Source organism: Pseudohongiella sp. SYSU M77423, from assembly GCF_029911965.1.
Taxonomy (GTDB): Bacteria; Pseudomonadota; Gammaproteobacteria; order Pseudomonadales; family Pseudohongiellaceae; genus Pseudohongiella.
The window spans coordinates 521257-548236 of the sequence record NZ_JARYTH010000002.1 but is presented as its reverse complement, the minus strand read 5'-3'; the positions used below and the strand labels follow the sequence as shown (position 1 = coordinate 548236).

The 26980-nt window shown below is 54.3% G+C and carries 27 protein-coding genes; 15 read left to right on the top strand and 12 right to left on the bottom strand.

All coding sequences use genetic code 11. The annotated features are described in order from the left end of the window. Positions 1-97 precede the first annotated feature (97 nt). Together QGM61_RS06290 and QGM61_RS06285 are read left to right on the top strand one after the other, a co-directional pair. Positions 98-571, top strand: coding sequence for a glutathione S-transferase N-terminal domain-containing protein (locus QGM61_RS06290; protein WP_281132368.1), 474 nt, complete (start codon positions 98-100; stop codon positions 569-571). Next, a complete protein-coding gene (locus QGM61_RS06285; RefSeq protein ID WP_237133853.1) occupies positions 544-771 on the top strand; it encodes a hypothetical protein in 228 nt (75 codons plus the stop codon). The genes QGM61_RS06290 and QGM61_RS06285 overlap by 28 nt, the downstream gene beginning before the upstream one ends. A gap of 82 nt (positions 772-853) precedes the next feature. Here the strand turns inward: QGM61_RS06285 and QGM61_RS06280 are convergent, their stop codons facing one another. Continuing rightward, positions 854-2698 carry a M61 family metallopeptidase gene (locus QGM61_RS06280; protein WP_281132367.1) on the bottom strand — a complete coding sequence of 615 codons (1845 nt, stop codon included), beginning with the start codon at positions 2696-2698 and terminating at the stop codon, positions 854-856. Between the two features lie 159 nt (positions 2699-2857). Here QGM61_RS06280 and QGM61_RS06275 point away from each other — a divergent pair, with 159 nt between their 5' ends. Further along, a complete protein-coding gene (locus tag QGM61_RS06275; protein WP_281132366.1) occupies positions 2858-4261 on the top strand; it encodes a CapA family protein in 1404 nt (467 codons plus the stop codon). Here the strand turns inward: QGM61_RS06275 and QGM61_RS06270 are convergent, their stop codons facing one another. The 3 genes from QGM61_RS06270 to QGM61_RS06260 all read right to left on the bottom strand — a co-directional run bounded on the left by QGM61_RS06270 (position 4262) and on the right by QGM61_RS06260 (position 7174). Continuing rightward, the gene (locus QGM61_RS06270; protein WP_281132365.1) at positions 4262-5569 is read right to left on the bottom strand and encodes a type II toxin-antitoxin system HipA family toxin; all 1308 of its coding nucleotides are present in this window, start codon (positions 5567-5569) and stop codon (positions 4262-4264) included. It lies immediately after the preceding gene. Beyond that, complete coding sequence (locus QGM61_RS06265; protein ID WP_281132364.1) at positions 5566-5943, bottom strand: helix-turn-helix domain-containing protein; 378 nt, start codon at positions 5941-5943, stop codon at positions 5566-5568. Before QGM61_RS06265 ends, QGM61_RS06270 begins: the two co-directional genes overlap by 4 nt. Positions 5944-6208: 265 nt before the next feature. Next, on the bottom strand, positions 6209-7174 hold the full coding sequence (locus QGM61_RS06260) for a helix-turn-helix domain-containing protein (RefSeq protein ID WP_281132363.1): 966 nt from the start codon (positions 7172-7174) through the stop codon (positions 6209-6211). A 143-nt stretch (positions 7175-7317) separates the two neighbouring features. Here QGM61_RS06260 and QGM61_RS06255 point away from each other — a divergent pair, with 143 nt between their 5' ends. The 3 genes from QGM61_RS06255 to QGM61_RS06245 are packed head-to-tail and all read left to right on the top strand — an operon-like array spanning position 7318 to position 9142. After that, positions 7318-7722 carry a rhodanese-like domain-containing protein gene (locus QGM61_RS06255; RefSeq protein WP_281132362.1) on the top strand — a complete coding sequence of 135 codons (405 nt, stop codon included), beginning with the start codon at positions 7318-7320 and terminating at the stop codon, positions 7720-7722. Beyond that, positions 7715-8203, top strand: coding sequence for a GNAT family N-acetyltransferase (locus tag QGM61_RS06250; protein WP_237133860.1), 489 nt, complete (start codon positions 7715-7717; stop codon positions 8201-8203). The genes QGM61_RS06255 and QGM61_RS06250 overlap by 8 nt, the downstream gene beginning before the upstream one ends. Before the next feature lie 18 nt (positions 8204-8221). After that, complete coding sequence (locus QGM61_RS06245; RefSeq protein WP_281132361.1) at positions 8222-9142, top strand: PhzF family phenazine biosynthesis protein; 921 nt, start codon at positions 8222-8224, stop codon at positions 9140-9142. Here the strand turns inward: QGM61_RS06245 and QGM61_RS06240 are convergent, their stop codons facing one another. Beyond that, positions 9143-9655, bottom strand: a complete 513-nt coding sequence (locus tag QGM61_RS06240) for a CIA30 family protein (RefSeq protein ID WP_281132360.1) — start codon at positions 9653-9655, stop codon at positions 9143-9145. It abuts the gene before it with no gap. 66 nt (positions 9656-9721) lie between these two features. After that, a complete protein-coding gene (locus QGM61_RS06235; protein ID WP_281132359.1) occupies positions 9722-10555 on the bottom strand; it encodes a DUF2306 domain-containing protein in 834 nt (277 codons plus the stop codon). 129 nt (positions 10556-10684) lie between these two features. Here QGM61_RS06235 and QGM61_RS06230 point away from each other — a divergent pair, with 129 nt between their 5' ends. The 5 genes from QGM61_RS06230 (at position 10685) to QGM61_RS06210 (ending at position 15992) form a co-directional block, all read left to right on the top strand. Further along, positions 10685-11752, top strand: coding sequence for a helix-turn-helix domain-containing protein (locus QGM61_RS06230; protein ID WP_237133864.1), 1068 nt, complete (start codon positions 10685-10687; stop codon positions 11750-11752). A 96-nt stretch (positions 11753-11848) separates the two neighbouring features. Continuing rightward, positions 11849-12172 (top strand): TfoX/Sxy family protein, encoded by a 324-nt coding sequence (locus QGM61_RS06225; RefSeq protein ID WP_237133865.1) that lies wholly within the window; start codon positions 11849-11851, stop codon positions 12170-12172. A 199-nt stretch (positions 12173-12371) separates the two neighbouring features. Next, complete coding sequence (locus QGM61_RS06220; protein ID WP_237133866.1) at positions 12372-12677, top strand: hypothetical protein; 306 nt, start codon at positions 12372-12374, stop codon at positions 12675-12677. After that, complete coding sequence (locus QGM61_RS06215; RefSeq protein ID WP_317622143.1) at positions 12674-14626, top strand: matrixin family metalloprotease; 1953 nt, start codon at positions 12674-12676, stop codon at positions 14624-14626. Before QGM61_RS06220 ends, QGM61_RS06215 begins: the two co-directional genes overlap by 4 nt. Positions 14627-14912: 286 nt before the next feature. Then, positions 14913-15992 (top strand): GGDEF domain-containing protein, encoded by a 1080-nt coding sequence (locus tag QGM61_RS06210; protein ID WP_281132358.1) that lies wholly within the window; start codon positions 14913-14915, stop codon positions 15990-15992. Positions 15993-16006: 14 nt separating this feature from the next. Here the strand turns inward: QGM61_RS06210 and QGM61_RS06205 are convergent, their stop codons facing one another. Next, positions 16007-17119 (bottom strand): histone deacetylase, encoded by a 1113-nt coding sequence (locus tag QGM61_RS06205; RefSeq protein WP_411268273.1) that lies wholly within the window; start codon positions 17117-17119, stop codon positions 16007-16009. A gap of 63 nt (positions 17120-17182) precedes the next feature. Next, positions 17183-17713, bottom strand: coding sequence for a GNAT family N-acetyltransferase (locus QGM61_RS06200; RefSeq protein ID WP_237133868.1), 531 nt, complete (start codon positions 17711-17713; stop codon positions 17183-17185). A 201-nt stretch (positions 17714-17914) separates the two neighbouring features. On the opposite strand from QGM61_RS06200, the gene QGM61_RS06195 reads away from it, so the two are divergent. After that, complete coding sequence (locus QGM61_RS06195; protein ID WP_237133869.1) at positions 17915-18673, top strand: SDR family oxidoreductase; 759 nt, start codon at positions 17915-17917, stop codon at positions 18671-18673. 3 nt (positions 18674-18676) lie between these two features. Then, positions 18677-18853, top strand: a complete 177-nt coding sequence (locus QGM61_RS06190) for a DUF2256 domain-containing protein (RefSeq protein ID WP_237133870.1) — start codon at positions 18677-18679, stop codon at positions 18851-18853. A 2-nt stretch (positions 18854-18855) separates the two neighbouring features. Here QGM61_RS06190 and QGM61_RS06185 read toward each other — a convergent pair whose 3' ends face one another. Both QGM61_RS06185 and QGM61_RS06180 read right to left on the bottom strand, forming a co-directional pair. Then, the gene (locus tag QGM61_RS06185; RefSeq protein WP_281132357.1) at positions 18856-20169 is read right to left on the bottom strand and encodes a serine hydrolase domain-containing protein; all 1314 of its coding nucleotides are present in this window, start codon (positions 20167-20169) and stop codon (positions 18856-18858) included. Positions 20170-20332: 163 nt separating this feature from the next. Next, the gene (locus QGM61_RS06180) at positions 20333-23287 is read right to left on the bottom strand and encodes a TonB-dependent receptor domain-containing protein (protein ID WP_281132356.1); all 2955 of its coding nucleotides are present in this window, start codon (positions 23285-23287) and stop codon (positions 20333-20335) included. 275 nt (positions 23288-23562) lie between these two features. Between QGM61_RS06180 and QGM61_RS06175 the strand changes: the two genes are divergently transcribed. Beyond that, positions 23563-24741, top strand: a complete 1179-nt coding sequence (locus QGM61_RS06175) for a helix-turn-helix domain-containing protein (protein WP_281132355.1) — start codon at positions 23563-23565, stop codon at positions 24739-24741. 57 nt (positions 24742-24798) lie between these two features. Continuing rightward, a complete protein-coding gene (locus tag QGM61_RS06170) occupies positions 24799-25251 on the top strand; it encodes a hypothetical protein (RefSeq protein WP_281132354.1) in 453 nt (150 codons plus the stop codon). On the opposite strand, the gene QGM61_RS06165 is transcribed toward QGM61_RS06170, so the two are convergent. After that, the gene (locus tag QGM61_RS06165) at positions 25230-25625 is read right to left on the bottom strand and encodes a DoxX family protein (RefSeq protein WP_281132353.1); all 396 of its coding nucleotides are present in this window, start codon (positions 25623-25625) and stop codon (positions 25230-25232) included. The two genes, QGM61_RS06170 and QGM61_RS06165, sit on opposite strands and share 22 nt — an antisense overlap. 18 nt (positions 25626-25643) lie before the next feature. Then, a complete protein-coding gene (locus QGM61_RS06160) occupies positions 25644-26831 on the bottom strand; it encodes a PQQ-dependent sugar dehydrogenase (protein ID WP_281132352.1) in 1188 nt (395 codons plus the stop codon). Positions 26832-26980: the final 149 nt, after the last annotated feature.

The window sequence follows — 26980 nt, the reverse complement described above, 5'->3', positions numbered from 1 at the left end:
GATGACAGGATATGGGCGATACCCTGGACTTCCTGGATGCTGCGAGCAATATTGTCGCTGTTGCAGCTTCTGGAATCTACCTTACAGGGGAGTACATATGCGCCATCTCATGATGAGTCTTATCGGAATTCTATTGGCTGGTACGGTGTCAGCCCAGTCCAATACCACCACGGCAGACGGACGCGAAATCGCGCCGTTGCCGCCCATCACCATCTACCACCTGGAGGCGCGTCGTTCGGAGCGTATCGTCTGGTTGATGGAAGAGCTGGGTTTTCCTTACGAGCTGGAGTTCGTGCGCGGCAATCTCGGCGCATCGTTGATGAACATCCGCCGCGCGAATCCGGAAATGCCGGTGGCACCCACCGTCATTTATGGTGATGAGATTCTGGTGGAGTCAGGTGCCATTATTGATGTGATCCTCAATCGTCATGCGCCAGACCGGCTGCAGCCACCTGTGCACAGTCCGGACTATCCCCACCATCAGATCTGGATGCACTACGCAGAAGGTTCGCTGGCTGCCCGCATGGGCATCGACTATCGGGTATGGCAATTACAGCGGCCGACATCATGATGCACTTCCCGATCAACTACACATTCCTGATCAATGTGGTGGATCGAAGCCTGTTCCCAAACATCAATGCGTGGATGGAAAAGGTCGAAGCTCGGCCTGCCTATCAGCGTATGGCGGAAATCTCCAAGCCAGACGGTATGCCCAGCCCTCCCGAGCCGCTGCCGGACAGCGCAAGACCGCCGATTACATTGGGTAATTAAGAGGTGTGAATTCTGGACAGTCTCTGTTACTCAGCACATGGGTGACAGAGACTGTTCCAGCGATTAAAACTATTGGCGGGAACTACTCTTCGTCTTCCTCGACACCGCCCAGCCAGCCGCTTCTCAATTCAGCAGCTGTTTCGCCAGCGTCCTCATTTACGTCGACCTCAAAATCTCCAATGACCGGATTCAGTGTCAGCGGCAGCGTTTTGAGGATGCCATCACGGAAGAGCGTAAACTCAACTTCCTCACCCGGACTGTAGCGTCTCAGCATTACATCCAGTCCATTGCTGATCTGCACGCCATCCAGTGCAATAAGTTCGTCGCCCGCGTTGATGCCGGCATTCCACGCCGCACCATCCAGGCGTGCGTAAGAGACTACCGGCGGGTTTCCACGGACAGGAGCGTCAATGGATACCTGCACCCGGTCTTCACTAGTGTCCTCGCGCTCCAGCACCCAGCCAATTGACGCCAGCGCCTCAGCCAGTGGCAGGGGTTGCGTGTCATAGACCCAGCCGTCCAGCTGGTCGGCAAGTGCATCGCCACCGGCTGCCGCCAGTCGCTCGCGGAAATCGGCATAGGTGAATCCGCCGCCGCCCAGAGGAAAGTCGTCATACAGCGCGGTCATCACCGTATCCAGGCTGCGCTCGCCATTGCTGATGCGACGGATCTCCAGATCCAGCACCAGACCCAACAGGCCACCCTGGCTATAAAAGGACACGGTACGGTTAGGTTTATCGGCTGCGCGGTCGGCACCGCGATGGAAGTTTTTGGTCCAGGCTTCAAAGCTTGCGCGCGCCAGTGTGTCCTGACTGTAGCCGGGTGCGTCCACCACGCCAGTGATGGCGCTGGCCAGCTGGTCACGGTAATCGTCGACCGACACCAGGCCGGCGCGCACTGGTAGCAACTGATCGTAATAACTGGTCAGGCCTTCGGCGACCCACAGCAGCTCTGTGTAATTGATGTCCTGGTAATCGTAGCGATCGATTGAAGCCGGGCGGAAGCGCTTGACGTTCCAGGTGTGGAAAAACTCATGTGCCATGAGTCCCAGAAAACCCTGCCAGCGATCCTCGTCCCAGAATGCGCGCGGATCAGTATGGACCAGTGTGCTGTTGTAGTACTCGGTGCCGCCACCGAGACCATCGCCGCTGTGCAGAATAAACAGATAGTAGTCGGTTGGCAGACCCGTGTCTGAGGCCGCAAATACTTCAGCGGTCGCTTCGACCAGTGCCGCCATTTCACTGGCCAGACGCTCTTCATCACCATCCCAGATACCGTGGATCAGGAAATCAACCGTCATGCCTGCGGCTTCAAAGGTGACCAGATCAAACGTGCCGGCCTCTATGGGTGAGTCCACCAGGCGATCGAAGTGCGGGGCCACAAATCGACCGGAGTCCGGCTGTTCCATGCCGCTGGCGGCTCGCCAGCCATCCGGCAGGTCCATGCTGACCTCGATGGGCTCATCGCGCAGCTGGTCGGCGTACATGAATACGGCGGCCGGATTCAGGAAGGCATGATCGGCATCAACATGGCGTGTGCGGTCGGTCAGACTGTCCGCATAGACTCTATAGGTAACGACTACATCACCAGAGCGGGCATTGGGCCGGGTGACCTGCCAGGATGACTTTGCGGTCTGTTCGAATGGCAGAGCATTGCCATTGCCATCAGTGACTTCGATGCCTGAAACCGTGCCCACAAAATCAAGGATCAGATACAGGCCGGAGCGCCAGACCGGCAGGTGAAAATCCAGCGTATTGCCAGTGACATCGCTGAATCGCGCCTCAATATTGACTGTCTGCGTCGCGCGCTCGGACAGGTCTACCTGGTAGTGAGTTTCCTGAGCGCTGGCGCTCCAGCTCAGGCAGCTCAGCACCAGTGACAACATGATGGCTGTCAGGGCAGGGATGTTTGATTGCTTAAGTCTCATAGATACTCCTCCGAATGTCCCGAAGGATAACCCAAAACGGTTGATCAGACACGATAGTGAGCTCAGTTGTGCTTAAATGTTTGAGCAATGATTGGTATAACTGACCCAGAGTTAGCAGCACAATAATAATGCCAGCACCTGCCAGCGAAGGAGAGCACCATGAAGAGGTTTTTACTGCGACGCAGGCTGATAGCAGCCTTGCTGGTCACCCTGCCGGGGCTGACCACAATTCACGCACAGCCCACAGCAAGTCCGGAAGAACTGGCGACCACCGTTGACGATGGCTTTACGCTGGCAGTTGTCGGCGACATCATCATCGCCTATCCCCTCAATCAGATGATGTCGACGCCAGGTTTCCCAGAAGTTCTGGAGCTGCTGCATGGCGCTGACGTTGTGGCCGGCAACATGGAAGGCAATATCATCGATGGTCGCACGTTTCGTGGTTCCCGCCCCGGCGGCTTTCGGGCCGAGCCAGAGGCGGCAGAATGGTTGAAGGAGATGGGCGTTGATATCGTGGCGCGCCCCAACAATCACGCCAATGACTTTGGTATTGAAGGGCTGATGGAAACCTCCGTGCATCTGGATCGGGCCGGTGTGCAGCACGCGGGTTATGGCGAAACTTACTGGGCAGCTCGCTCCGCCCGGTTTGTCAGCAGTGATCGTGGTCGCGTGGGCATGGTGGCCGCCTCCGATCACCTGCCACAGGCCGCCCCGATGAGCGGTGAGTGGCCCGGTACCGGCGGACTCAGCCCGCTGCGCGTGACCCGTAACTTCATGGTGCCAGAGGCTCACTGGGACGCCATAGGGACAATGCGCGACCTGTTTCCCAACGGTACCTCGCACTTTGCCCGTGGCGCGAACACCGATGAACATATCCAGTTTGTCGGTCAGAATTTTCGCAAGGCGGCACCAGGTATTGAAAAACCCTACTATTCATTTTCGATCAACCCGACTGACATGCGCGATATCATGACCGCGGTGGAAGAGGGCAAGATGATCTCTGATCTGATTACTGTGGCGTTTCATGCCCATCATTTCCACGATGCAAGTGGCGGCTATCGTGGTGAAGGACTGGAGGAAGGTGAGCATCTGGATACCAATCCCAGCATTGCCGACTATCTGCCAGTGTTCTCAAAGGCAGCGATCGACCACGGTGCCGATGTGGTGCAGGGCACCGGTGTCCACGCGCTGCGTGGGATCGAAATCTACAAAGGCAGGCCGATTTATTATGGTCTGGCTGAGTTCATCCGCCAGATGGACGTCACGGGTCTGGCTGGACGTGGAGCCCCCGGCAAGAGTGAAGGGCCGCCGGGGTTCGAGGAGATTCCGGTAAAGTACGAAAGCATCATTGCCATTAACGAGTTCCGAAACGGGCAGCTTTACGAGGCGCGACTGCATCCGATTGAGCTGCGCTATGACGAGCAGAAACTGGCCCGTCGGGGTATTCCGGTGATTGCACAACCTGAGGTGGCCCAACGTATCCTGCGGCGCCTGCAGGAGCTTTCAGAGCCATTGGGCACGCGAATCGAAATTGAAGGCAATATCGGGGTGATTCGGCCCTGATCAGGGGGCAATGGACAAGCGGTGTGTCTGTCGAACCTGTTCAGCCATCTGCGGATCCACACCTGCCGCTTCGACATAAGCCTGCCAATTATCTACGCTGTCGCAAACCTGCCGTATCAGCGTTCTGGCACGCCTGGGTTTAATCCCGCCCAGCGTGGCCAGCGCCATCAGGTCCTCCAGCACAAAACCATCACGCTTGCCATTGATGCTCATCTGGTGCTGCGCGGTGAATTTACCCTGCGGATTGTAGGAGTAAGCTACATCAAAGGCGGGGGAGAGCCACCATTGTCCCTGAGGATTCATCAGGAAAGCGATGTTCTTGACGTGGTCGTCCTGATTTCTGGCAATGACGTTCAGACTTGCGCGCAGTAATTGCTGCTCGGCGTCTTTGATAGGGTTTTTGCAGATCTGTCGGATGGCCTGCATGGCCTGCTCATAGCTGTAGCTGCTCGGATCGTTGTAGTCGAAGTGACACAGGCCACCCAGGGACAGCATGTGAATCTTTTTGCCCTCGGCAGTCCGGTCGAAACGGCGCGTCATAAAGTGCGCCCTGCCACCTTCTTCATGCAGACGGCATTCTTTCATGTCGATGCCGGCATCTCTGGCCATCAGGTAGTAGGCATACTCCAGCCGTCCAAAACCCTGAGGGTCAGCCAGCTCACGGTCGCGGTTATTGCTGATGCCATCAAATTTCAACAGCCAGTGTTCAAAACCCTCGGGGCCGGCAAGCTGGCCAGAGCGGAACTCGCCGGTACTTCGATTCCAGAGCAGCAGGGCCTTGGCGCGGGCGCCGCCTGCCGAGGTTCCAACACGAAGAATATTCTGCAGATGGTCCTGATCTTCGGTGCTGCCATCAAGCAGCCCAGCCAACTCACCGCGTTGAGACAGCACTTTGTTGGCCAGTTTCGTCAGTGCAGCCACATCCACATGGGAGTCATTATCGGCCTGCGGGCCAACCGTTGGTTCGAACTCCAGCGCCCCCATGCCGCGTCTTCCAATGTAGCAAAGTCGCTCCACCGGATTCATGCTGTTGGGCTTTCTGCCCTCAGCCGCCAGCCATGCGTCGATCAGCCGGTTGCCAAACTTGTCAGGCAGACTGTCGGCGACCAGTCCCGGCAGGTTTGAAAAACTGCCTTTGAGCTGGGGAAACTGATAAATTGCCTGGCTCAGTGGCATGGTGATGGGGCTGACTTCGATGCCAGAGTGGCGAAATGCCTCATCGTATTCAAATACGCCGAGTTCGCGTTCATCATCCCAGACAACGGCGCCAATCGTTCTTCCCCACAGCCGGACGGCAGCACTCATCATGGCGTCTCCTGCTCATCCCAGGACCAGGCGGGAATGGGCTTAACGGCTTTCTTGCGCGCACGCTGTCGCGACTTGTCTTTAATGACCCGTTTGCCGGGCGATTTAATCGCCTGCATGGGACTGATACCTGCGCGGGGGAGTATCAGTTCGAGTGAATCCGCCTGACCAAGTGCCTGCAGAAGACGAACCAGTGTTTCCAGCGAGCCGCCGTTGCCGGCTTCAAAACGGCGCAATGTGCGGACAGCGACGCCGGATTTTTCCGCCAGTTCGTCCTGGGTAATGTTTTGCTGCAGACGGCTGGCCGCGACGCGATCGCCGAGTTCTCGCAGGACTATGGCAGGAGGCGCTATTGTAAAATCTATTTTAGAGGCCATATATTGCCTTTAATATCGATAATATGCGAATAAGAGGTCAGAAGTGGCTAATAAAGATGATGTTTTAAGTGCCTGTCGATCATGCTATTGGATGTAAATAAAAGGTCATAATATGCCTATTAATACGATATATCAATATCAAAAGGCCATATATTGCCTTTTATAAAGGTGTTTGTGAATGCTGGTGGCATCCGTGATCATGCAGTGGTCTGGGTTCGTTGATTTTGGAGCGAGCGTCTAACGAACTTAAAGAGTAAAAACTGTGCTAGTGGGTCTGCGCCAGCGGCGCAGACTCTTGTCGTCCAAACTGCTCACGGTAGCGTCTGGGTGACACTCCAATCGCCGCCCGAAAGTGATGGCGCAGATTGCTTGCATTGCTGAACCCGGACAGTTCGGCCACTTTCTCTACATCATGTCGCGTGCTTTCCAGCAGCTGACGCGCGGCGTCCAGTCTCTGTGTGGTCAGCCATTCCTTGGCGGACACGCCAAATGTGTCCCTGAACTTACGATCGAACGTGCGTCTCGACATCCGCGCTTTTTCCGCAAACTCGTCGATGCCAATCGGACGGGAAAGGTTGTTCATGGCCCAGTCCAGAGATCTGGAAAACTGGCTGGGCTTCTCTGGCATTGGAGTTTCCACAAACTGGGACTGCCCGCCCTGGCGATGGGCGGATATCACCAGACGGCGTGCCACATGATTGGCGATACGGTAGCCGAAGTCACTGCGAATCACCTCCATGCCCAGGTCGATGGCCGCAGCGCTACCTGCAGAGCAGCCAATCTGGCCGTCATAGACGTAAAGAACGTCGTCTTCATACTCGATCTGCGGGTAAAGCGCCTTGAGTTTGTCCGCATAACGCCAGTGGGTTGTCGCCTTGCGCCCATCCAGTATTCCCAGCTGCGCCAGCAGGAAGGCGCCCGAGCAAAAGGTCAGGATACGTTTGTCAGAGTTGTAGGCGTTTATCAGCTCCGAACGGATGGCCTCGGGTACGGGTTTGCCGTCGGTCGACCAACTCGGGATGACGATCATAGAGTAGTCAGCAAGGCTGCTGACTGTCTTGACGGCAATGCTGACGCCGCCGGTGCCGACAATAGAGCCTTCGGCGAACGACACCACGTCGCAACGATACCAGTCGTCCATCTCGGGTCGTGGCAGCGCAAACAGCTCTACAGCGCAGCCCAGTTCAAACAGTGCGATCCGGTCGTGTACCAGAATGGCCACACGATGCATTTTAATGTCTCCCTGAGTGTTTGGCTGAATATATACGAATATTGTCCTTTCAGCCAATATTCTGATAGCTCCACGCGGTAGACAATAGCTTCGAACCGTCAGACAGGGACGGACAATCCCGAACGTAAACAGGAGGTATCATCATGTCATCAGCCGTATCCCGACCACCCGCCGCCGACAGTGCATCGGCACTGGCCCACTATGAGGCGCTGCTTCAATTTGAAACAGACTGCTGGGATGTACACCATGCCATCAGCAACAAGCGGCAGGATTTTGTGATTCTGGATGTCAGAGGCGAGGAGAGTTACCAGCAGGGGCATGTGCCGGCCGCCATTAATCTGCCGCACAGCAGGATCGGCGTGGAAACACTCGCACAGTACCCGGCGGACACCCTGTTTGTTGTCTACTGCGCCGGCCCGCACTGTAACGGCGCCGACAAGGCCGCGATCCGTCTGGCACGTCTGCAGCGCCCCGTAAAAAAAATGATCGGTGGTGTCACCGGCTGGCTGGATGAAGGCTTCAGCCTGGAAGTTGGTAAAAATGTCTAGCAATATTGTTGTCCGTCACGCAGAGCCCGACGACAGTCGGGCTGTACTCGGCTTAATGCAGGGGCTGGCAGAATTTGAAGGTTATGCTGAAAGATTCAGAGTCACTGAGGCAGCACTGTATGAAGGTCTGTTTGAACGACGCAGCTTCAATGTACTGGTTGCCAGCGTCGAGGGCAGGCTGGTGGGTATCCTGACCTACTATCACCTGCCATTCACTTACGACCTGACCCCTTGGGTCTACATGAAAGAACTGTATGTCGAGACGGATTTCCGTGGCGCCGGCGTGGGCAGATGTTTGATGAATAAATTGATTGCTGAGTGCAGGGCACGGGGTGGACGTAGGATTCGTTGGGACGTGCTGTCCGATAACCTGCCAGCCAAAAGGTTTTATCAAACGCTGGGTGCCCGACATGACTGCAGCTGGGAGTTGTATGCGCTGGATCTGAGTGAGGCAACTGAAGTTGGGCTTGAATTGAGATAGAGATGACAGGAAGTTGAAATGCAAATTAATGTCGCAGTGGTTAATGCGTTTGTCGATGGTGCGGCTGATACTGGTGCCGCAATGAATGGCGCAGCTTTGGAAAATACTATCGGTGGAAATCCGGCGGGCGTTGTACTTGATGCGGATAGTCTGACATCTATTCAAAAGCGGGAGATCGCCAGAAAAGTGGGCCTGTCAGAGACCGCCTTCGTCTCGAAGTCTTCGGTGGCGGACTTCAAACTGGAGTTTTTTACCCCGACACGACAGATTGCTCACTGCGGACACGCGACGATCGCGACATTCAGTTACCTGGCAGAGCAGGGCTTGGTGCCGGCCGCAAATACGTCGAAAGAGACCATTGATGGTTGCAGAAGTATCCGGATGCAGAATGGCTTTGCTTACATGGAGCAACTCAAGCCTAAGTACATTGACGTCACTGAGGACGAAACAGCCATTTTGAAATCACTGCGGCTTGCAGGCGGCAGCGTGACGGTAGCTCCAATTATCGCCAATACCGGAAACTCATTTGTCCTGGTGGGCGTTCGGGATCTGGAAACATTGAAGCGCATTCAACCCGATCAGATTTTGATCGAAGAATTGTCGGAGAAGTGGGACTTAATCGGGTTTTATGTGTTTGCGCAGGAAACCTGCCATGCCGGCAGAGATGCCTCCGCCCGGATGTTTGCGCCGCGCTACGGCATCCAGGAAGAGTCGGCCACTGGGATGGCCGCAGGGCCACTGGCCTCTTTTCTCCACGACCATCTGGGTATTCACAAAAGAGCTTTTGAAATTGAGCAGGGCTACTGCATGCCAAATCCGTCGCCTAGTTGTATCCACGTTTCACTTGAGAAATCGGGTACTCAAATCACGTCTCTGTCAGCAGGCGGGCGTGGCGTCTTGAGCAGAATGCTGCAGATAGAAATAGATGCGACGCTGTGATCAGAGCTCGGCGATCCATGCCACGGCAAGATGAAACGAGCCAACCTGTTTGTCTGCCAGCAGAAAGCCTATCTGTTCGACTTTTGCGGCATCAAATACGGGGCCAGGCAGGTTGCGGCCCCTAAAAACAGGCTTCAGACCGGAAAATGGAATGGGTATCTCTAGCCACTGACCCTTAACGGTATCTAAACCGAAACTGTAGGCAATTCTGGAGCCTTGGTAAGAGGCGTCCGTGTACAGCCGGAACTGGTAGCGGCGACCATCACCACAAACGCAGAGCATCAATCCATGCAGCTTGCTCAAATCCTGACGGTGCTGCCCGCGGATGGATGCAAAGCCACCGTTGTTCTCCAGCGAAATGACACCAGAAAAGTGCAGGCAGCCGTTGGCGATATCAGGAGCACTGTTCGAACGGCCGCCCATGACCTCATCGTCTATGGCGCGCCAGTTGGTTTGGGGCACGCTATTGGAGAAGTCGAGCAGAACTGTGTCTGGTGTTTGCCTTGAGTTCATGTTGGCAAGCTACCCTCTTTGTCGACGCCTGGCAATGCAGCGACCACAAGCCTGCTGCGCGGTCAGTCAGATGCGCGGCAGCCACATCCCGAATGTTGCACTCAGCACGCCTCCCAGCATAACAACACTGAGCAGAGCCACGCCGCTGGCGGTCATCAGCTTCTGAGTTGCCGACCCGTGTGCCTTTGCCCGCAGATACACTTCGAGAAAAAGCAGGGGGACGATATACGTCAGTGTATGCAGCGCTGTCAAAAATGGCCCTGTAAAACTCACCGGGTCAAAACCGACGGGTGCTCCGTGCAGGCCCAGCCAGGCCATCATGCCAATCCGGAACAGCCACACACCACTGACCGCCACGAACAGACGCAGGGCCCAGACACGGTGGCTTGCAAACTGTCTTCGGCGCGCAAATTTGAATGCCATGACCGCGCAGAGCAATATGATGCCGCCATTAATCATAAGCGCCGTATGTCCGAATGCACCGCCAGCTACCAGGTCAGTTCGCGTCACAATCATGTAGGCACCGCTCAGGCTCATTACGATTGCGATCAGAACATAAATACGGCCGTTCCAGCGGTGCAAAGCGGGCAGACGCCGACGAATACCCGGTAACAGCTGAAGCAAGCCACCCATTGTAATCAGCGCAGCAAACATCACATGCGTAATCACGGCGACATTGCCCGGGCCGTCGCCCTCGATGTAGCCGGCCGGCATCACCTGATTGAATCGCGCAAAATTACCCTGCAGGGTGGAACCGTAGTAGAACATAACGATATACATAGAAAATATCGCCTGTCCCAGCAGGACTGTCGCAAACCAGCATCTGGCGGCTGCATCCAAGGCCTTGCTGGCAAACACCGGGGACCGCCACCCCGAATCGAGCATCGCTTGTGATGTCATAACTGACTTTCTCCCTTGTGGTACTATCGTCCTGACTCACCACGAATGCAGGACTACGCCACCCAGTATCCGCATTGCCAGATCGTAGTCTTGCCGTTTTGGAAATCGACCAGTTTTAAGTTGACGACTATGTGGAAAATCAGCTCGCTGCCTGACGAACTAACAGCTGGAAGGCCCCGGGACGCGGCGTCAGTTGCTACCTCACTGATTTACCGCTTAAAGGATATTGAACCAGTTGTGCTGCTTTGGTGGTGTTTCGCCCTGGCCACCCTGAGTGCATCTCTCGCCCGTTATTATCCGACTGATACCGGATTTACCTACGTCGCACTAGTCATCACCGGCGCTGGTCCCTGTGCCTGGTTATGGTTTCTTAGCAGAGCACTGTTTCGTGACCGTAAACACCTGGGCGTAGGCGTATTCAGTCTGGTACCGCTTGTTATTGCTATTGAAGCCGCCGCTGCGTTGACCCCGTTTAGCGGGGCTTCCGTGTTTGCCACGGAGGCTGGTCGCATCATCCGCAATGCCGAAGCGCTGGTCTGTTTTACCGCTATCGCATTTGTCTGGCGTGAGACCCTGCATGGGTTTTCGGGACAGCCAAACGCGGCGGAGCGCCGTGTCAGAGTGCTTTTTTTAGCTGGATTCAGCCTTCTCGTTGGTGTTTCACTGCTGTGGGTGTCAGGGGCCGCGCCAGGTTCTATTGCGGCAGAGTGGCAGGACACCATGCTGACCCTTTGCGCGCTGCTTACGCTGATAATTAGCCTACTGGCTGTGCAGTTTCGTTTGCGCCACCCGCTGCATGAAACTGCCGGGCCGGGGAGAAACCAACGCGCGAGCTCTGTCGAAGGGGAGTCGGTTGAGCTGGCCAGCCGGATTCTCACCGCCCTGAAGGACGATAAACTGCTGACGTCAAGCTATCTGAAAGTGGCTGATCTGGCAGAACACACTGGGGACCAGGAATACAAGGTAACGCGGTGTATTACCAGCCACCTTGGCTACCGGAACTTTAACCACCTGGTGAACAGCTTCAGGATAGAACGGGCCAAACGCCTTTTCGAGGATCCGGAGCGTCAGCGCATGACCATTGCCAGTATTGCTTACGATTGCGGGTTTAACTCTCTTGGCCCATTTAATCGGGCTTTCCGACAGCATACAGGTGTCACCCCCAAAGAATATCGTCAGCGATCTGGTGCGGCCTGAGACGGCCTGTCAAGAAGATGCTTGGCGAGGTGATTGGCTGGCTCGATGATGAGGCTTCCTGCTGAAGTCTGAATAGACCGATGATTCGGATGCATCATGAGTAATTACATTGAATTCCTGAAAGAGATGTTTGCCGAGTTTGGCGACATTCGCGCGAGGAAAATGTTCGGCGGTCATGGCATCTATCACAATGATCTGATGATCGGTCTGGTCGCAGATGACATGCTCTATCTGAAGGTCGACGCTGTGACGGTCAGTAAGTTCAGGCATCGTGGTATGTCGCAGTTCATGTACCAGAAAGGTCAGAAGATGGTCGGCATGTCCTACTATCAGGCGCCCGAAGAAGCCCTGGAAGACCCGTCAGAAATGCGGCACTGGGCGGCCCTGGCGTATGAGGCTGCGCTTCGGTCGAGAAACTGAAAGCCGGGCTGGTCAGCACGAATATCACTGCTTGCCTGCCCGGTACCGAGCTTGTTGTGCCTGTCAACCAGATGGCCTCAGCTATTAGACTATCGGCTAGTTGTACCGAGCTTGATCGTCTGGTCTTATTGCTGACTATCTTAGTCCCGGGCCATGGCTCGTAGCCGAGAATCTCACTATGCAACCTGGATCGACATTTGTGACTGTGTTGGCCTGGATCTTTATTATTTTCGCCGGGTTTGCGACCCTGGTCTCACTTTCACAAGTCGTGATGGTATCGATCATATTTAGTAGCGAGGAATTACAGATAGCCAGTCTGTTGCTGCAAGCCAATTCGCTCTCGGACCTTATTGTTGCGCCGGAGGGTGGTGGTTTTGAAGGGGTCGAGCAATTTGGCACTATTTTACTCTGGTTCAGTGTGGCACTCGGCATTGCCATCAGAAACGAGTTTGTGCAATTCACTTCAGAAGATATGAGCGGTCCGCAGGCCGCCATCCAGTCATGAACATGTGGGCGGCGATACTCAAGAACGCGCAAGTGTGTTGCTTCACTGCCTGGGTGCCATGTCAAATCAAACGCCACAGATTGGTAATGGCCGTCATCGTGTCGTTTTTCGCGTTGTTTATGTCAATCGCACACGCCACCGTTGAGCCCCCAGTCTCGGACGTCCGCCAGCAATACGAGCTTCCAGCGCTGAGCATATCAACTTTCCTCGGCCGTTGGCTCGATTCCGTCAACTTGCGTTATAAGCCGGCAGGTGCGCATTCAGCGTATTCTGATAGCGAAGCTATGCTGGAGATGTTGCGGGAGGCTGCGCAGCGCTGGGAGAGAGTTAGTGGGATCAGATTTGACGTCGAGCTGGCCTCAGTTGCTGCTCCTGACGAGACAGATGTTATCGTTAGCTGGCAACATGCTGCGGGTGAGACCTGGGCCGGCAGGGCCGGCCCAGATTTTGGTGATTATCTGGAAAGTCGTGGATATTTCGAGTTTTCAGGTGGTGATTTAACCCTTAATAGCGCCGGCACCTGGTCCTCAGATCCATACGAAATGATGTCGATTCTTACTCACGAACTGGGCCACCTCCTGGGTTTGGGGCACTCTGAAAATCCGAACTCCATCATGTTTGCGAACCCCTACAACAGAATGGCATTTCCTATGGCTGACGATGTACGTGCTGTTCAGGTGCTGTATGGTCATCCCGATGCGGCTTTCGACTCAAGCTACATACAACCGCCTGCCGCATCTGCAGCGAAAGTCAGACGATTTATGGGGTCGGAGGCTGCCAGTCTGTTACTCGGAAGTTTTCAAGATTCCGACAGTATGACCGCCGCTTCAGTGATCAACGATGACACTCCCGACGATTCCTGGTTAATTCTGAAGACGCCGGTCCTGTCGACTGACGGTTTGCGAGCGCGGCTTGATATTGTGGGTCCAGACGGGATGCTGCATTCCAGTTTGCCTTTTGCGCCGGGCTGCCATTGGTGTTACTACCTCAAGGCCCTGGGTTTGGCCAGCTATTTCAAGGATTTTCCAGGTACCTGGTCAGTTTTCCTGCGCGAAGACAGTGCGCTGGTTTCCGAGCCTGAGCTTCTGTTCGCTACCTCATTTGAAGTGGATGCTTTCCGGCAATACAACCGCATCCCAGAAGCCAGAGCACTTGTTGAAAAGGCGGATACGCCCTATAGCATCAATGTGAAAGTTTTTGCAGACGATCCAGAGGGTGACGACATTATTGTGCGTTGGCATTTGCCGGAGCCCCGCAGCGACAAGGACGGTGATGGCATTGCAGACTACCATCTGACAGAAGACCTGGGCGGCAACATGCAGTCTGCGTGGCAACAAATAGACTTTAAGCGTCCGGGAATACACGAATTTTTCATTCAAATAAATGACAAGGCGGCACGATACGAAAACAGACCTGGCTTGGAGCAAAATACCAGAGCAGGGAAAGGTTTCCAGACCTTATTGAAAGTGACAGTCACGGTGCCCATTCAATCCAGTGCTGACATCAAAACCGTGTCATCCTACGTGCCGGATGGTCGCAGGCGATGGCTTTCAAGTCTGAATGGCGTTCAGGCGCATCCGGACTATCAGCTGCCTTACCAGCGCATAGGCACGATCGGCGATGGCGAACAACGTCTGTATTCATGTGTCAGGGTAACGACACGAGGTGAACCTGACCCCGGTTTTGCTGAGAATACAGACGTTACGTTTGTGATTACTTCCGTGGGTGAAGGTGAAATTCAGTTACAGGCCAGCAGAGCGTCGGCTCCTGTGCCCGGGGCAAATCCCACACAACAACGCTGCAGCGGCCGGTTTGAGACAAGCACTGGTCTATATACAGATATCATAAGGCTCGGTGAGCAGATTCTGGATGTTGAGTTCACAATGACAGACGACACCGCATTAACCTTCCGGCTTCAGGGCCTCCGTGAACTGCTGCCTCGAATCTGAGTGTTTGGTCTGCCAGGACAGGCTGATGCTGGAAGGCTGCTTATTCTTTCACACGCTTGAAGTTCTCGCTCAACTCATTGAGTGATATCTGCCTTATTGGTTTTGATTGTGACCAGCCGCCACTGTGCCCCTTAAACTTCGCAGCTCCATGTGAATATGGACATCCCTGATCACGTGTTCTATAAAGTAGCGTTTTATATAACGACCTTGAGTAGCAAAACGCGTCGTTCAACCACAATCGAATGCAGAAATTGAGAGTATTTATGAGCCTGGGGCACCGGTCAGCATGTTGAACGACCCAGAGATTGATCAGCAGCACCGTGAGTTTGCCCGCAAGATGCTGTTGGCCTACTCGCTGCTGGCTGTACTTCTATTGCCGATTTATCAGGTGTTGGACCTGATGTGGACTGATGGCATTCCTTCCTTGTGGTGGAGCAATGCAGCCTGGCGTGCTCTGGCTGTGATAACGGCGCTGTTCGGACTGTTGTGTATATTCAGGCGGCAGGATGGGCAGGGCGCACCTTTAATGTTGCGCCTGCTGGTTATGAACGTGATGTTGATGATGTTTGGACTTTTCATCAGCAACTATTTCGCACCTGATGGCAATGTCACCCTGATGGTGAATGGACTGATCATTATTATCTTCGCTGCGGCGCCTGCCTGCCTGCGTGGGGCTCGCGAGTTGTTGCTGATTTTTGGCGTACCTTTTATTGCCACTTTGCTGTTGATGGGGTGGCTGGATCAGTCGTTTCGCGATAGCAGCTATGTCCTTTATAACGTAGTCACCTCACTGATCATCGCGCTGATCATCTCAGAACTGCTGTTCCGCACCCGAACCGCCCTGTTTGAACAGCAAGTTGAGTTGCGCAAGTCGGCTGCAACTGACCCGTTGACCGGAATGAACAATCGACGCTTTGTCGAGCCACAATTACACAGCGAAATTGCCCGGGCACGGCGATACAACAAGACATTTTCTGTGGTGATGGCCGACCTGGACCGCTTTAAGCGCGTTAATGATGATCACGGTCATAATGTTGGTGATGCGGTACTGCGCCTGCTTGCCATCCGGATCAGTGAAACCATACGCGATGAAGATCGCGCTGTGCGCTGGGGCGGGGAGGAATTTCTGATACTGATGCCTGAGATAAATGCAGAACAGGCACTTCTTGCTGCTGAGCGTATCCGACGTGCTGTCAGCGCCAGACCTTTTGAAATTGATGGTCTGTCATTAAGCATCACAATCAGCCTGGGTGTGGCCGAATACGCTGGCGAAGAAAATCCTGAAACTCTGATAGCCAGAGCAGACAAGAACCTCTATCGAGCCAAGGACGAAGGTCGCAACCGCGTGTGTGCTGATCCTTCGTAAAACTTTTTCCTGCGTTACGTTGTTTCTTCATGCGCTTGGTCGGTGAAGGCCGACAAATGAAATTCTGCGGCTTCTTCGACCTCTTTGACGCCAGTTGCACTGACTTGCGGCACCTCGCCGCCTGCCAGTACCTCAAGAACTGCATGTACGCCCTGTGATAGGGAGGTCAGGTTATACCCGCCCTCCAGGACCAGCGCCAACCTGCCATCGCAATGTTTTTCTGCAATCCTCTGCACAATGCTGGTGATGACCTTAAAGCCATCATAAGTCAGGTTCAGGGCCATATCGTTGCGGTGGGGGTCAAAACCCGCTGAAACCAGCACCAGGTCCGGTTTGAAATGGTCGGCTGCTGGAACGAGAATCTCTCTGAAGGCCTTTTCGAATGCCACATCACCTGCCGATTCCGGAAGTGGCACATTGATGGTGTAACCCTCGCCGATGCCTGCGCCAACTTCTTCAAGGTGGCCCGATCCTGGGTAGAAAGGCGCGGCGCAGTGAGTATCAAAAAACAGCACACTGGAGTCAGCCCAAAATATATCCTGAGTGCCATTGCCATGGTGCGCATCCCAGTCGATGATCAGAATACGTTCGCAACCTAACTTGGCGTGCGCGTGCGCGGCCGCCACGGCAACATTATTGATCAGGCAGAATCCACGCGCGCGCACCGGCTCTGCGTGATGGCCCGGTGGCCTGACCAGTGCAAATGCACTGTCAGACTTGCCTTTAACCACCGATTCTACGGCGGCGATAGCCAGCCCTGCGGCCATGACGGCTGCCTCAATGCTGTCCGGCGATACGGCGGTTGTATCCGAGTCCAGCCAGGCACGTTTGCCGGTCAGAGAGAACAGATAATCCAGATAGGCACTGGTGTGAACGCGTGCCAGTTGTTTGTAGCTCGCTTTTGGTCCGGTTCGGTACTGCACGCCAGGTATGGGGTTTTCATCCAAGTAGGATTTGACTGCAGAAATGCGGCCCGGATGTTCAGGATAACTCCACTTGAAGTCCAGCTCGCTGAGGATGTGCCTGACGCGTTTTTCCACGCGGCTGGGGACGTAGGGCACGTCAACCTCAGGGTTGTGGCCAAGCATGACCTCATCGTAAAACACATTGACAGTGCGTGTAGTCATCAGCTGATTTCCCCTTTTTGTTGTGTCAGCGAGTTCGGCTGTTTTCAAGTGGTGTCACTCGTCTCACTTCAGCGCTTCCTTCACATTTTGTGTGAAGGCGGCGGCGCGAATGCCGGTTGTTACGAAGCCAAGACGCGTCCATGCCTGTTTAGCTTCTTTGTTTGATGAGGAGTACTCCAGCACCAGGTCGTAGGCACCACGTTCATCTGCAAATTCAACCAGGCGTTTTAACAATGACCGGAAGACACCGAATTTACGATAATCGGGCTCCACCCAGATATCGTCAATGATTGCCGAGCGATACTCTGCCACAGTGGCCTGCTCCCAGATACTCTGGCTGGACCAGACGGTGACGTCACCCATGCCAATCAGTCCGACACCGGGCAAATCCGCGACCACAATACGTTTGTCTGGCGACTCAAGCGCCGTCTCCAGCACTTCGTACAGGCGTTGATACTCTGACTCCTTGAGCTGCATTTCCAATCCACCGTTCACATGCAGCGCGAGCCTGGTCAGAAAATCCACCAGCACTGGCAAATCCGCGGTGACTGCATCGCGAATTGTGAAGGCTGGCTTGGGTATTCGGGAGGCCATGCCAAGGTCCTGTAAAAGTGAATGTCAGCCCCATGGTACCAGCATAAACATGCAGTGCTCCAATCACACGGTTCAGATAGCTTCGAGCCTCTGATCCGAATACGTCCAAGCTGTTTGGGCAGCAACGATTACAATCAAGATATTGAAAATATTTATAAATATACCGATAGTATGACAATCAGATTGGAGCAGGTTTTTAACGTGACCAACAGCAAACAAGGCGTTTTAATTGTTACCGGTGCGAGCCGCGGTATTGGTGCGGCGACTGCCCGCATTGCCGCCGAACGCGGTTACGCTGTCTGTGTTAACTATCACAGGAACCAAGCAGCTGCGCAGTCCCTGGTCTCTGAAATTGAGCATGGCGGTGGACGCGCGATTGCAGTAGCGGCAGATGTGTCCAGCGAGTCAGATGTCATTAGCCTTTTTGCAGATGTGGACAATGCTTTTGGGCCAGTCACCGCGCTGGTCAACAACGCGGGAATTCTGGAAAAGCAGACGCGTGTCGAGGACATCGATGCCGCGAGGCTAAACCGGATACTGGCTACCAATGTTATTGGAAGCTTTCTTTGTGCCCGTGAGGCGGTAAAACGCATGTCAACGCGACATGGCGGGCAGGGCGGTGCGATTGTCAATGTATCATCCGCGGCCTCCAGACTTGGTTCGGCTGGTGAATATGTTGACTATGCTGCCTCCAAAGGCGCCGTTGATACGCTGACAATTGGATTGTCGCGTGAGGTGGCTGGCGAAGGTATTCGCGTAAATGCAGTGCGTCCTGCGTTCATCTATACAGATATGCATGCCGATGGTGGAGAGCCAGGTCGCGTTGATCGCATCAGTAAATCGCTTCCCATGCAACGCGGCGGCCACCCCGTAGAGGTGGCACATGCGATTATGTGGTTATTGTCGGAAGAGGCTTCATATACAACAGGGACGTTTATTGATCTGGCGGGAGGGCGATAGCCTGTGACTGAGCGTCAGAGACAACACTTTAGAGGCAACAAACAACATCTGCCCAGTAAACCCTGCAAGACCTGCGGTCGGGAAATGAGTTGGCGCAAGGCCTGGGCCAAAAACTGGGATCAGGTGCTGTATTGTTCGGACAAGTGCCGGGCCAGCAAAAATAAATCTGCTGGCCCCTGATCTTACTCTGCCAGACTTTCGTAAATGATATCGCGTGCCACCTCACCCATATTGGCTGCGCCAGGGCGTCGCGGGCCCTGAGCCTGAATCATGGACAGCCAGAAAATGTCATTGACCGGATCAATCCAGAATGAGGTGCCGGCAGCGCCTGCCCAATAATAGGTGCCTGGTCCTTGTGGTGAACCGGCGGCTTGTGGATCGTAAAGCACGGCCATGTCAACGCCCCAGCCCTGTCCAGGCTGGCCGGGACCACCAATGCCGTAGCGCATGTCTTCATCACCGGTCAGGCTGTTGGTGCTCATGATGCGGACGGATTCCGGCTTCAGGATACGCACGCCATCAAGCTCGCCGTTATTGACCAGCATCTGGATAAAACGTGCGTAGTCATGAGTGGAGGAAACCAGACCGCCGCCACCAGACTCCAGTCTGTCAGCGTCCAGGTAGCTGGGTCGATCGGGGCGCTCGGCCTGCTGGGCCAGTGTATTGCGCTCAGCATCCCAGTAGTGAACCTGTGCAAAACGATCGACATCTTCCGGCAGCACATAGAAGCGTGTATCCATCATGTCCAGCGGCTCAAACAGATGCTGCCGCAGATATTCGCCAAAGCTCATGCCGGTCAGCTGCTCAACAATGTAGCCCTGGATATCCATGCCAATAGAGTAATACCACTGCTCGCCGGGTTGTGCCATCAGCGGGATTGCGGCGACTTTCTGGATGAGTTCATTCAGGTCGCTGGACGCCAGCACTTCCTGCTCGCGGAATGCCTGATTCGCCGGGTCATTGCCAAACAGACCGTATGCAAAACCAGCGGTGTTGCTCATCAGCTCACGCATGGTGGGCTGGCGTTCAAGGTCTTCCAGTTCGACATTGCCATTGTTGTCGTAGCTGACCAGCACTTTCAGATTGGCAAACTCAGGGACATGCTTGCTGATCGGATCATCAAAATCCCACAGGCCCTGCTCCCAGAGCATCATCATGGCAACGCCGGTTACCGGTTTGCTCATGGAGTAAATTCGAAACAGTGAGTCTTTGGTCATGGGTGTCTGATCATCAACACTGGCGAGTCCGGCAGCCTCGAAGGTGGCGATCTGACCATCCTTGCCCAGCATCCAGACCATGCCGGCCACGTCCTGATTCGCCACGATCTCGCGCATGGCGTCGTCCAGTCTTTCGATTCCCTCTGCAGTGAAACCGGCGGCTTCGGCGCCGACTTCGGCCTGGGGCCAGGAATCGGCGTGTAATGGCATTGCCAGGCAGGCTATGAATAAAGCGCTGAACAGTTTTTTGAAGCAGGGCGGCGGTGTGGGTAGTTTCATGAGTTATTCCTGGACTTTTTCTATTATTGGAATGGCTGGCTTGCCGTAGGATAACCCAAAATACGTCTATTTGTAGGGCAGCTTGGGACAGTCGGGCATTTTACAAAGAAAACCCGCTCTGCATTGCTGCAGAGCGGGGCCGTTTCTGCGACGGCTAAGTCACCTACTCAAAGCTGAACGCTACCCGCGCATAAACCACACGTCCCAGCACATCCTGTGATTCGGCAGCGACACCGGCAATCATGCCTGTCTTTTGTGGCATACGGTCAGTCAGGTTGCGAGCGCCAATGGAGAGACTGATATCGCTGCCAAATGCTTCCAGCCCACGATAGGAATAGAACATGTCCAATTGTGTCCAGGCTCGCAGCTTGTCGGTTGGCCCGCCCCACTCAGCGCCAGGGAAGAATCGCTGAAAACTGAACTCATTGGCATCGAAGATCACTTCGTCGATGTAACGGGTGGTTGCGTTTAGCGAATGCCCACCCATCGTCCAGTTGATACGCAGATTTGCTCTGAGCTGGGGAATGGTCGGCACGGCACCAAAATCGTTGTTCTGCTTACCTACGGCCTCCATGCGGGGCAGGTCATCGGCTAGCTGGAAGGTATAGGTGTCCATGTAGGTGGCCTGCAACTGGACACTGATGTCGCCCCAGCCGGTCAAATTCCAGTCATCCAGGCTGAAACCGTAGTCGAGCTGAGTATCCCAGGCGCGCACCAGCATCGATGATGCATTCGAATCGCTCTGCAATATGCGATCTGGCGTTGTGATATCGCCAGGATTACGAATGATGCGTTTGTCTGAGCGGGGGTCATTAACCCAGGCTTCCAATTGGGCAATTGTCGGATAGGGGTTGGCATCCGTTGGATTGAAGCCTGTGGCGGCGCGGAAATTACGGTAGTCCGAGCGAATGATGTCCTGGGTAGTGGTGCTGACGATTCGATCGGCAAAGTCAGTCTCACTCCAGGTGATCGACCAGGTCAGGTTGTCAAGGAGAGCCAGGTCCACACCAAATGACAGGCTGTCTGAGGTCTCCGAAGTGAGCCCTGGATTACCGGTTCTACAGGACGTGATAAAACCCTGGAACTGAGTAAAGAGATCATCCACATTACTCAAACCGCAGCTTTCGGGTGAATTCAGCTGAGCCAGCGTTGGTACGATAAAGGCCTCGCCGCGGGTGGCGCGCACACTCAGCCAGTCTGTAGGCACGTAAACAAGACCGAATTTGTCCACCACGGCGCCTTGCCCGGTACTGAAGCTTTCATCGCGCACCGCAGCGGATAGTTCCAGATTGTCCAGGACGGGGAATGCAAGTTCCGCGAACCAGGAGTTACTGAAACGGCTCTGGCTGTTGGGCAGAGCCTGCACACCGATCAACTGGTCATTGCGAATTGAAGTGGCGGTAGGGCCATCCTTGTCTGTTTCCTGACGACGCTGGTAACCCGTTGCCATTGCTATTGGCCCGCCCGGAAGTTCGAACTCGCCCAGGGGTACCTGGCCGTTCACAATCAGGTCGAAGGTCTGCAGTGAATCCCGGTCGTCTAATTGATCCTGGGTGAAGATGGCATCGGCAACATGCTGTGGAGTTCTGTAGCGCGGATCAATGGCGCCGAAAGGGTTAAAGCAGCTATCGACATCGTTAATGACGTCACAGTTCAGACCTTGTGCCAGGGCACCCAGACTAAATTGCTGGGTACTGTTGCTGACATTGTCGTAGTGGCTGTAAACATAATTGGTGGTTCCTTCCCAGCCTTCCAGGTACGGCACCGCGAAATCCAGCCCAGCCGCGAATCGAAATGCGCGCCGGTCGCCATGATTGATCTGAACATCGCCGTGTCTGGCCATTTCAGTCGGCAGCGTGTTGGCAGCTGATTTGCCGAATGGCAGCCATTGCGATCCATTGATAGTGACATCCTCACTGAACGGGACCCCGCCCAGCGGATCGTTATCAATTGATGCAAAACGGTTATTGGCCAGCTGTACCTGACCCGATGCGTCCCTTCGCGGCAGGGGGCGTCCATAGCCGTCAGTGACGATCGCTCCCGAACTATCCCTGAGGGGCTCAGCAAACAGATCTGCGCCAGTAGAGCTTCTGGCCCGGAAGGTGTTGCCCGGCAGTTCGCCGCGTATTACGGGGATGTCGGCAGTCCTGGCACCAGGATTGCCGGTATTGTTCCGGTTGCGTGTTACCTGTCGATTCCAGATTAACTGGGACCTGAAGCTGGTCTCAGAGTTAATATCCCAGTTCAGATTTCCGTAAAGCGAGGCTGTATCAAACTCTGGCTGGAAATCACGGGTATCGCCAAAGCTGAAAAAGCAGCGGCCACCCAGTGGATTGCCCCAGGGATTGTTTCCAGGGCTTACCTGGTCTGGTTCAGTCTGATACCCGCAACTGGGATCGACCCGGCTTCCTGCGGTGCCCGTCAGATTGCCGTTTGCATCGCGATTGGGGACCAGAAAGTTGCCGGGATTGGAGCCGCCATTGTGTGTCAGACCTGAGCGAACATAGTCCGGGCGCTCCGCCCATTCCAGAGTGGAGGCATCAACGTAGGAACCTGCCACGACGAGGTCGACGGGGCCAAGGCTGCGTCCACCGAGGAATGAAATCTCTGACTTGCTGTAGTCGCCGCGGCTGTCGCCTTCTTCAAAATACTCTAGCTTGACGCCGTCGTAGGATGTATACGGGATAAGATTGACAACTCCCGCGACTGCATCCGTTCCGTACAATGCCGCGGCCCCGTCGGTTACAACCTCTATTCGTTGCAAGGCGGAAGCTGGCAGCATGGACTGTACGTTATCAGTAGCTATCCGTTTACTGTCGATCAGTGTCAGCGTGGCGCGAGGTCCCAGGCCGCGCAAATTGAAATTAGAGGTAGTACTTGTGACACCCTGAATGGAATTGGTCACAGCAGTGCCGTTGTTAAAGGTCAGATTTTGCACAACCTGAGCCATATTGACAGTACCCTGGGCTTCCAGGTCTTCGGCATTGAGCTGAGTTACTGGTGATGCGGCATTCAGGCCTTCACTACGGCGGATGAATGATCCTGTAACGATTATCTCTTCCACCTCGGGTGAGTCAGATTGAGCATGACCTTGTGTCGACAGGGTAAAGAGAGTCATTGAAATGGCTGTACACAGCAAGCCGGTCTTTCTTTTGAAACAGGGTAACTGATTTGGCAGGTGAGAAAGCATCTTGGGCCTCGTCTGATTATTGTTATTGATCGTTTTCGGAACAGAACGCTCAATCGCATTACCATACAAGGCTTGCAATGATGTCTTGCGTAAAATGAAAAAAGTTCTGACGAACTATGGAAACGTTCGATTACAGAATACGTCAGCCGACGTATTTTAAATTTTGTTCCGCAATGCGAACTGGGTCACGATGAAACTGGAAAATGGCGGTTGTAGTTATTGCCAATTCAATTCAGGTCGATTATCTTCGAAGGATAACAAACAATAAAAGTCAGGCTTTAATGCAGATCGTATTGCACTATTCCGTTAGTGCACTCGCTGTCTCCCAATTGTTGTTCATGGGACTGAGCAGCCTCGTGCACTATCGTCACCAGACGTTGGCACGCCTGATGGCGCTATACAGCGTGGGTCTGATTTTCTATATCATTCTTGTGATGCCCGTCACAGAATTTGCTCCCACGGCGGCGCAGCAAACTTTTCGAGCGTTCGCCAGTAGTACTCCCTTTCTCTTGTGGTTGATCAGTCGAAATCTATTCATGGACCAACATGGCACGCCTGCCTGGGCCTGGGCTACGCTAGCGGTTTATGTGAGCCTGAGAGTGATCGGCTCGATCCTGATTTCTACCACGGGCGAGATTCCTTTTTTATCGCAGCTATTGCTTATGCAACTGCCTCTGGCTGTCATGCTTGGATTTACGGTACATGCGATATATCTGGCGCTAAAGCACTTCAATTCTGATCTTGTAGAGTCACGCAGGCGACTGAGGGGGCCTTTTGTTGTTTCCATGGGTTTAATAGTCGGTGTGATTGTCGCCTCTGGTTTTTTCTATTCCGTCCCCGGCGCTGTACGAATTGGATTTTTTACTGTTATTTTTGCTTGTGCACTGTTTTTTAATATTGTCATCTTTCGGCTTCATCACGATTCGTCGCAACTGATCAGAAACAAGGCGGTCGGTGTGGCACATAATATCAATCTTACTGATTTTGAAAGTCGGTCTGATAAAGCTCTTCTGGAGCGTCTGAAGTCAGCAATGGAAAAGGATCAGCTTTACACCAAACTCGGTCTTACGATTAAAGACCTGGCGATGGCTTTGGGAATTCAGGAATATCTGCTGCGGCGCTTCATAAACAAAAAAATGCACTACCGTAACTTTAACCAGTTTCTTAATGAGTATCGTATCAACAAAGCCACCGCGCGCCTGATGGATCCCTCGGAGTTTGATACACAGATATCCAATATCGCTTTCGAGGTTGGGTATGCCTCGTTATCTTCATTTAACAAGGCGTTTAAGGAGAAACATGGCGTCACGCCAAGTGCATTTCGAAACCAGCTTGGAAGCCAGGAGTTTGACCAAGAGTCGTGGCTGACTCAACAGATGTAAGGAGAGAGCTGCAAATAGATTGTGAACCGTTCACAGCATAATAATCAGGAGGTCGGATTGAGATTTGATCCCCGTTTGTGGCGATTGAGAAATTTGCATTTGATCATGTTTCTGGTCGTCGGGTGCTCGGTTGCCGAGCCGCACGCAATCCGTATAGAGTCAATGGCGGACAGCAATCAGAGTTCGGCAATCGCTGTTGATCTTGTCGCTGTTAATGATCCAGTCTTGACCTCAGAATTGAAGTCACTGTCCGGACCTGACTGGTTTGAGCGAAGAGCCGAGTTGTTGGCGGCTCATGCAGACAGGCTGTCTGTCGTCAGTCTGCAGATCGCACCCGCGTACGTGGTAACTGAAGTTCAGAGACCTTCCTGGCACCGAAGTGCTGAGACAGTCTTGCTGTTTGCCAATTACCTGTCGCCAGCCGGACAGCACGCATCGGTGCTATCCGGTTATAAACAATTACTGATTCGCCTTGAGCGCGACAGCTATCAACTGCTTGAGTCGGACTGAAAGTTTGACACAATTGCCGGGTAGCGCAGGAAAACCACCACCCACACGCTGAGCAGCATCAGCGACTGAAACCAGAAGCTTGTCAGCACCGGGCCAAAAAAGTTCTCGCCGCGGATGATATGGAACAGAATGGCGCCGCCCAGGTGGGCGCTTAGAAACAAGGCGCCGATGATGGATGTTCTTGGCACCGCATACAGCAGCGCTGCAGTTACCTCACCGAGACCGATCCAGAACACCCAGGGTGCCATGGCATCGATACTGGCCAACGGATTGGCGCCCAGCATTTTGGTAGAGCCTGCCAGCAGCAGGAACAGCGTGGCTGGCACCACCAGCACCCAGGCGGCAAGATTCAATTTCTTTTGCGTATCAGGCATGGGTTTGCTCCCCCGGGCTTATTGAGCGGGCTCCAGGCGCAGAACCGCGCCGTTTTCTTCTTCAGTCAACAGGTAGATCAATCCGTCTGGCCCCTGTGCCACGTCGCGCACGCGCTGATGTAATTCAGTGACCAGTGTTTCGCGTTGCAGCTCCCACATGTTTTCATTGAACACGACGCGCTCCAGTCCGCCGGTGCCGGGCAGACGTCCGCGCTGAATGCTGCCGGCAAACAGATTGCCCTGCCATTGCGGGAAAGCATCGCCGGTGTAAAACATCAAACCGGACGGCACGATACCCGGCTGCCAGATCAGCAGAGCTGATTCATAACCCTCGCGCGGCAGTTTGGCCATCGGTTCGCCATCGTTATAGCTGCCGTAACCATAAAGTGGCCAGCCGTAGTTGCCACCTGCCTTGATGATGTTGAGTTTGTCGCCACCCAGTGGACCCAGCTCGGCGTGGAACAGCTCACCGGTCTGCGGGTGAATGGCCACAGCGTACTGGTCGCGATGGCCATAGGAGTATATTTCCGGGCGTGCGTCAGTGCGCCCCACAAATGGGTTGTCGGTGGGGATCGTGCCGTCTGCATTCAGGCGCAGCACCTTGCCTTCCAGACGCATCAGATCCTGCGCCAGCGGGCGTCTGTCCATTGCACCGCCTACGGTGACGAACAGTTTGCCGTCGGGAGCGAACACCATCCGGGAGCCGCCAGAGATCGTCATCGGTGTGCCAATAAACAGTTGCTCAAAGTCTTTGAGCTGATTGCTGCCGTCGTAGCGTGCCCGACCGACCGCGATGGCATATTCACCTTCGGTTTCCAGGGCGGTGTGGTAGCTCAGATAAATGAGCTGGTTCTGCGCGAAGTCTGGATGCGCCTCAACATCCAGTAGTCCGGAATGAAAGCCCGTGCGGATCGCCGGCAGTCCCTGCAGAGGCTCAGGATCAAGCATGTCGTCGCGGATCACACGCAAAGCGGGTGTATAACGGTCGGTAATCAGGATATGGCTGTTGGGTAGCACAGCGAAACCAAATGGACGTGGAATACCTTCTGCCACCACTGAAACCTGAATGTTGGCAGTAACGCTGTCCAATACAACCGGTGCATCCGGTAATGGATACGGCGTGGGGCGGCCCTGAGCGTGGGCAGGGGCTGCCAGGATTGCCTGGAAGGCGAGGATGACGATAGTGAATAAGAGGCGTTGGTACATAGCGGCGAACCCTGGTAGTGACATTTGTGACTGGAGTCAGATGGAGAGTGGGGAGCATACGGTAATAGGGCTGCGTCTGAAAGCATTTTGCCCGCTGTTTTGCGTTCTGTTCTGGCGATACGGGCTTGAGGCTGCGATTATTGCCCACG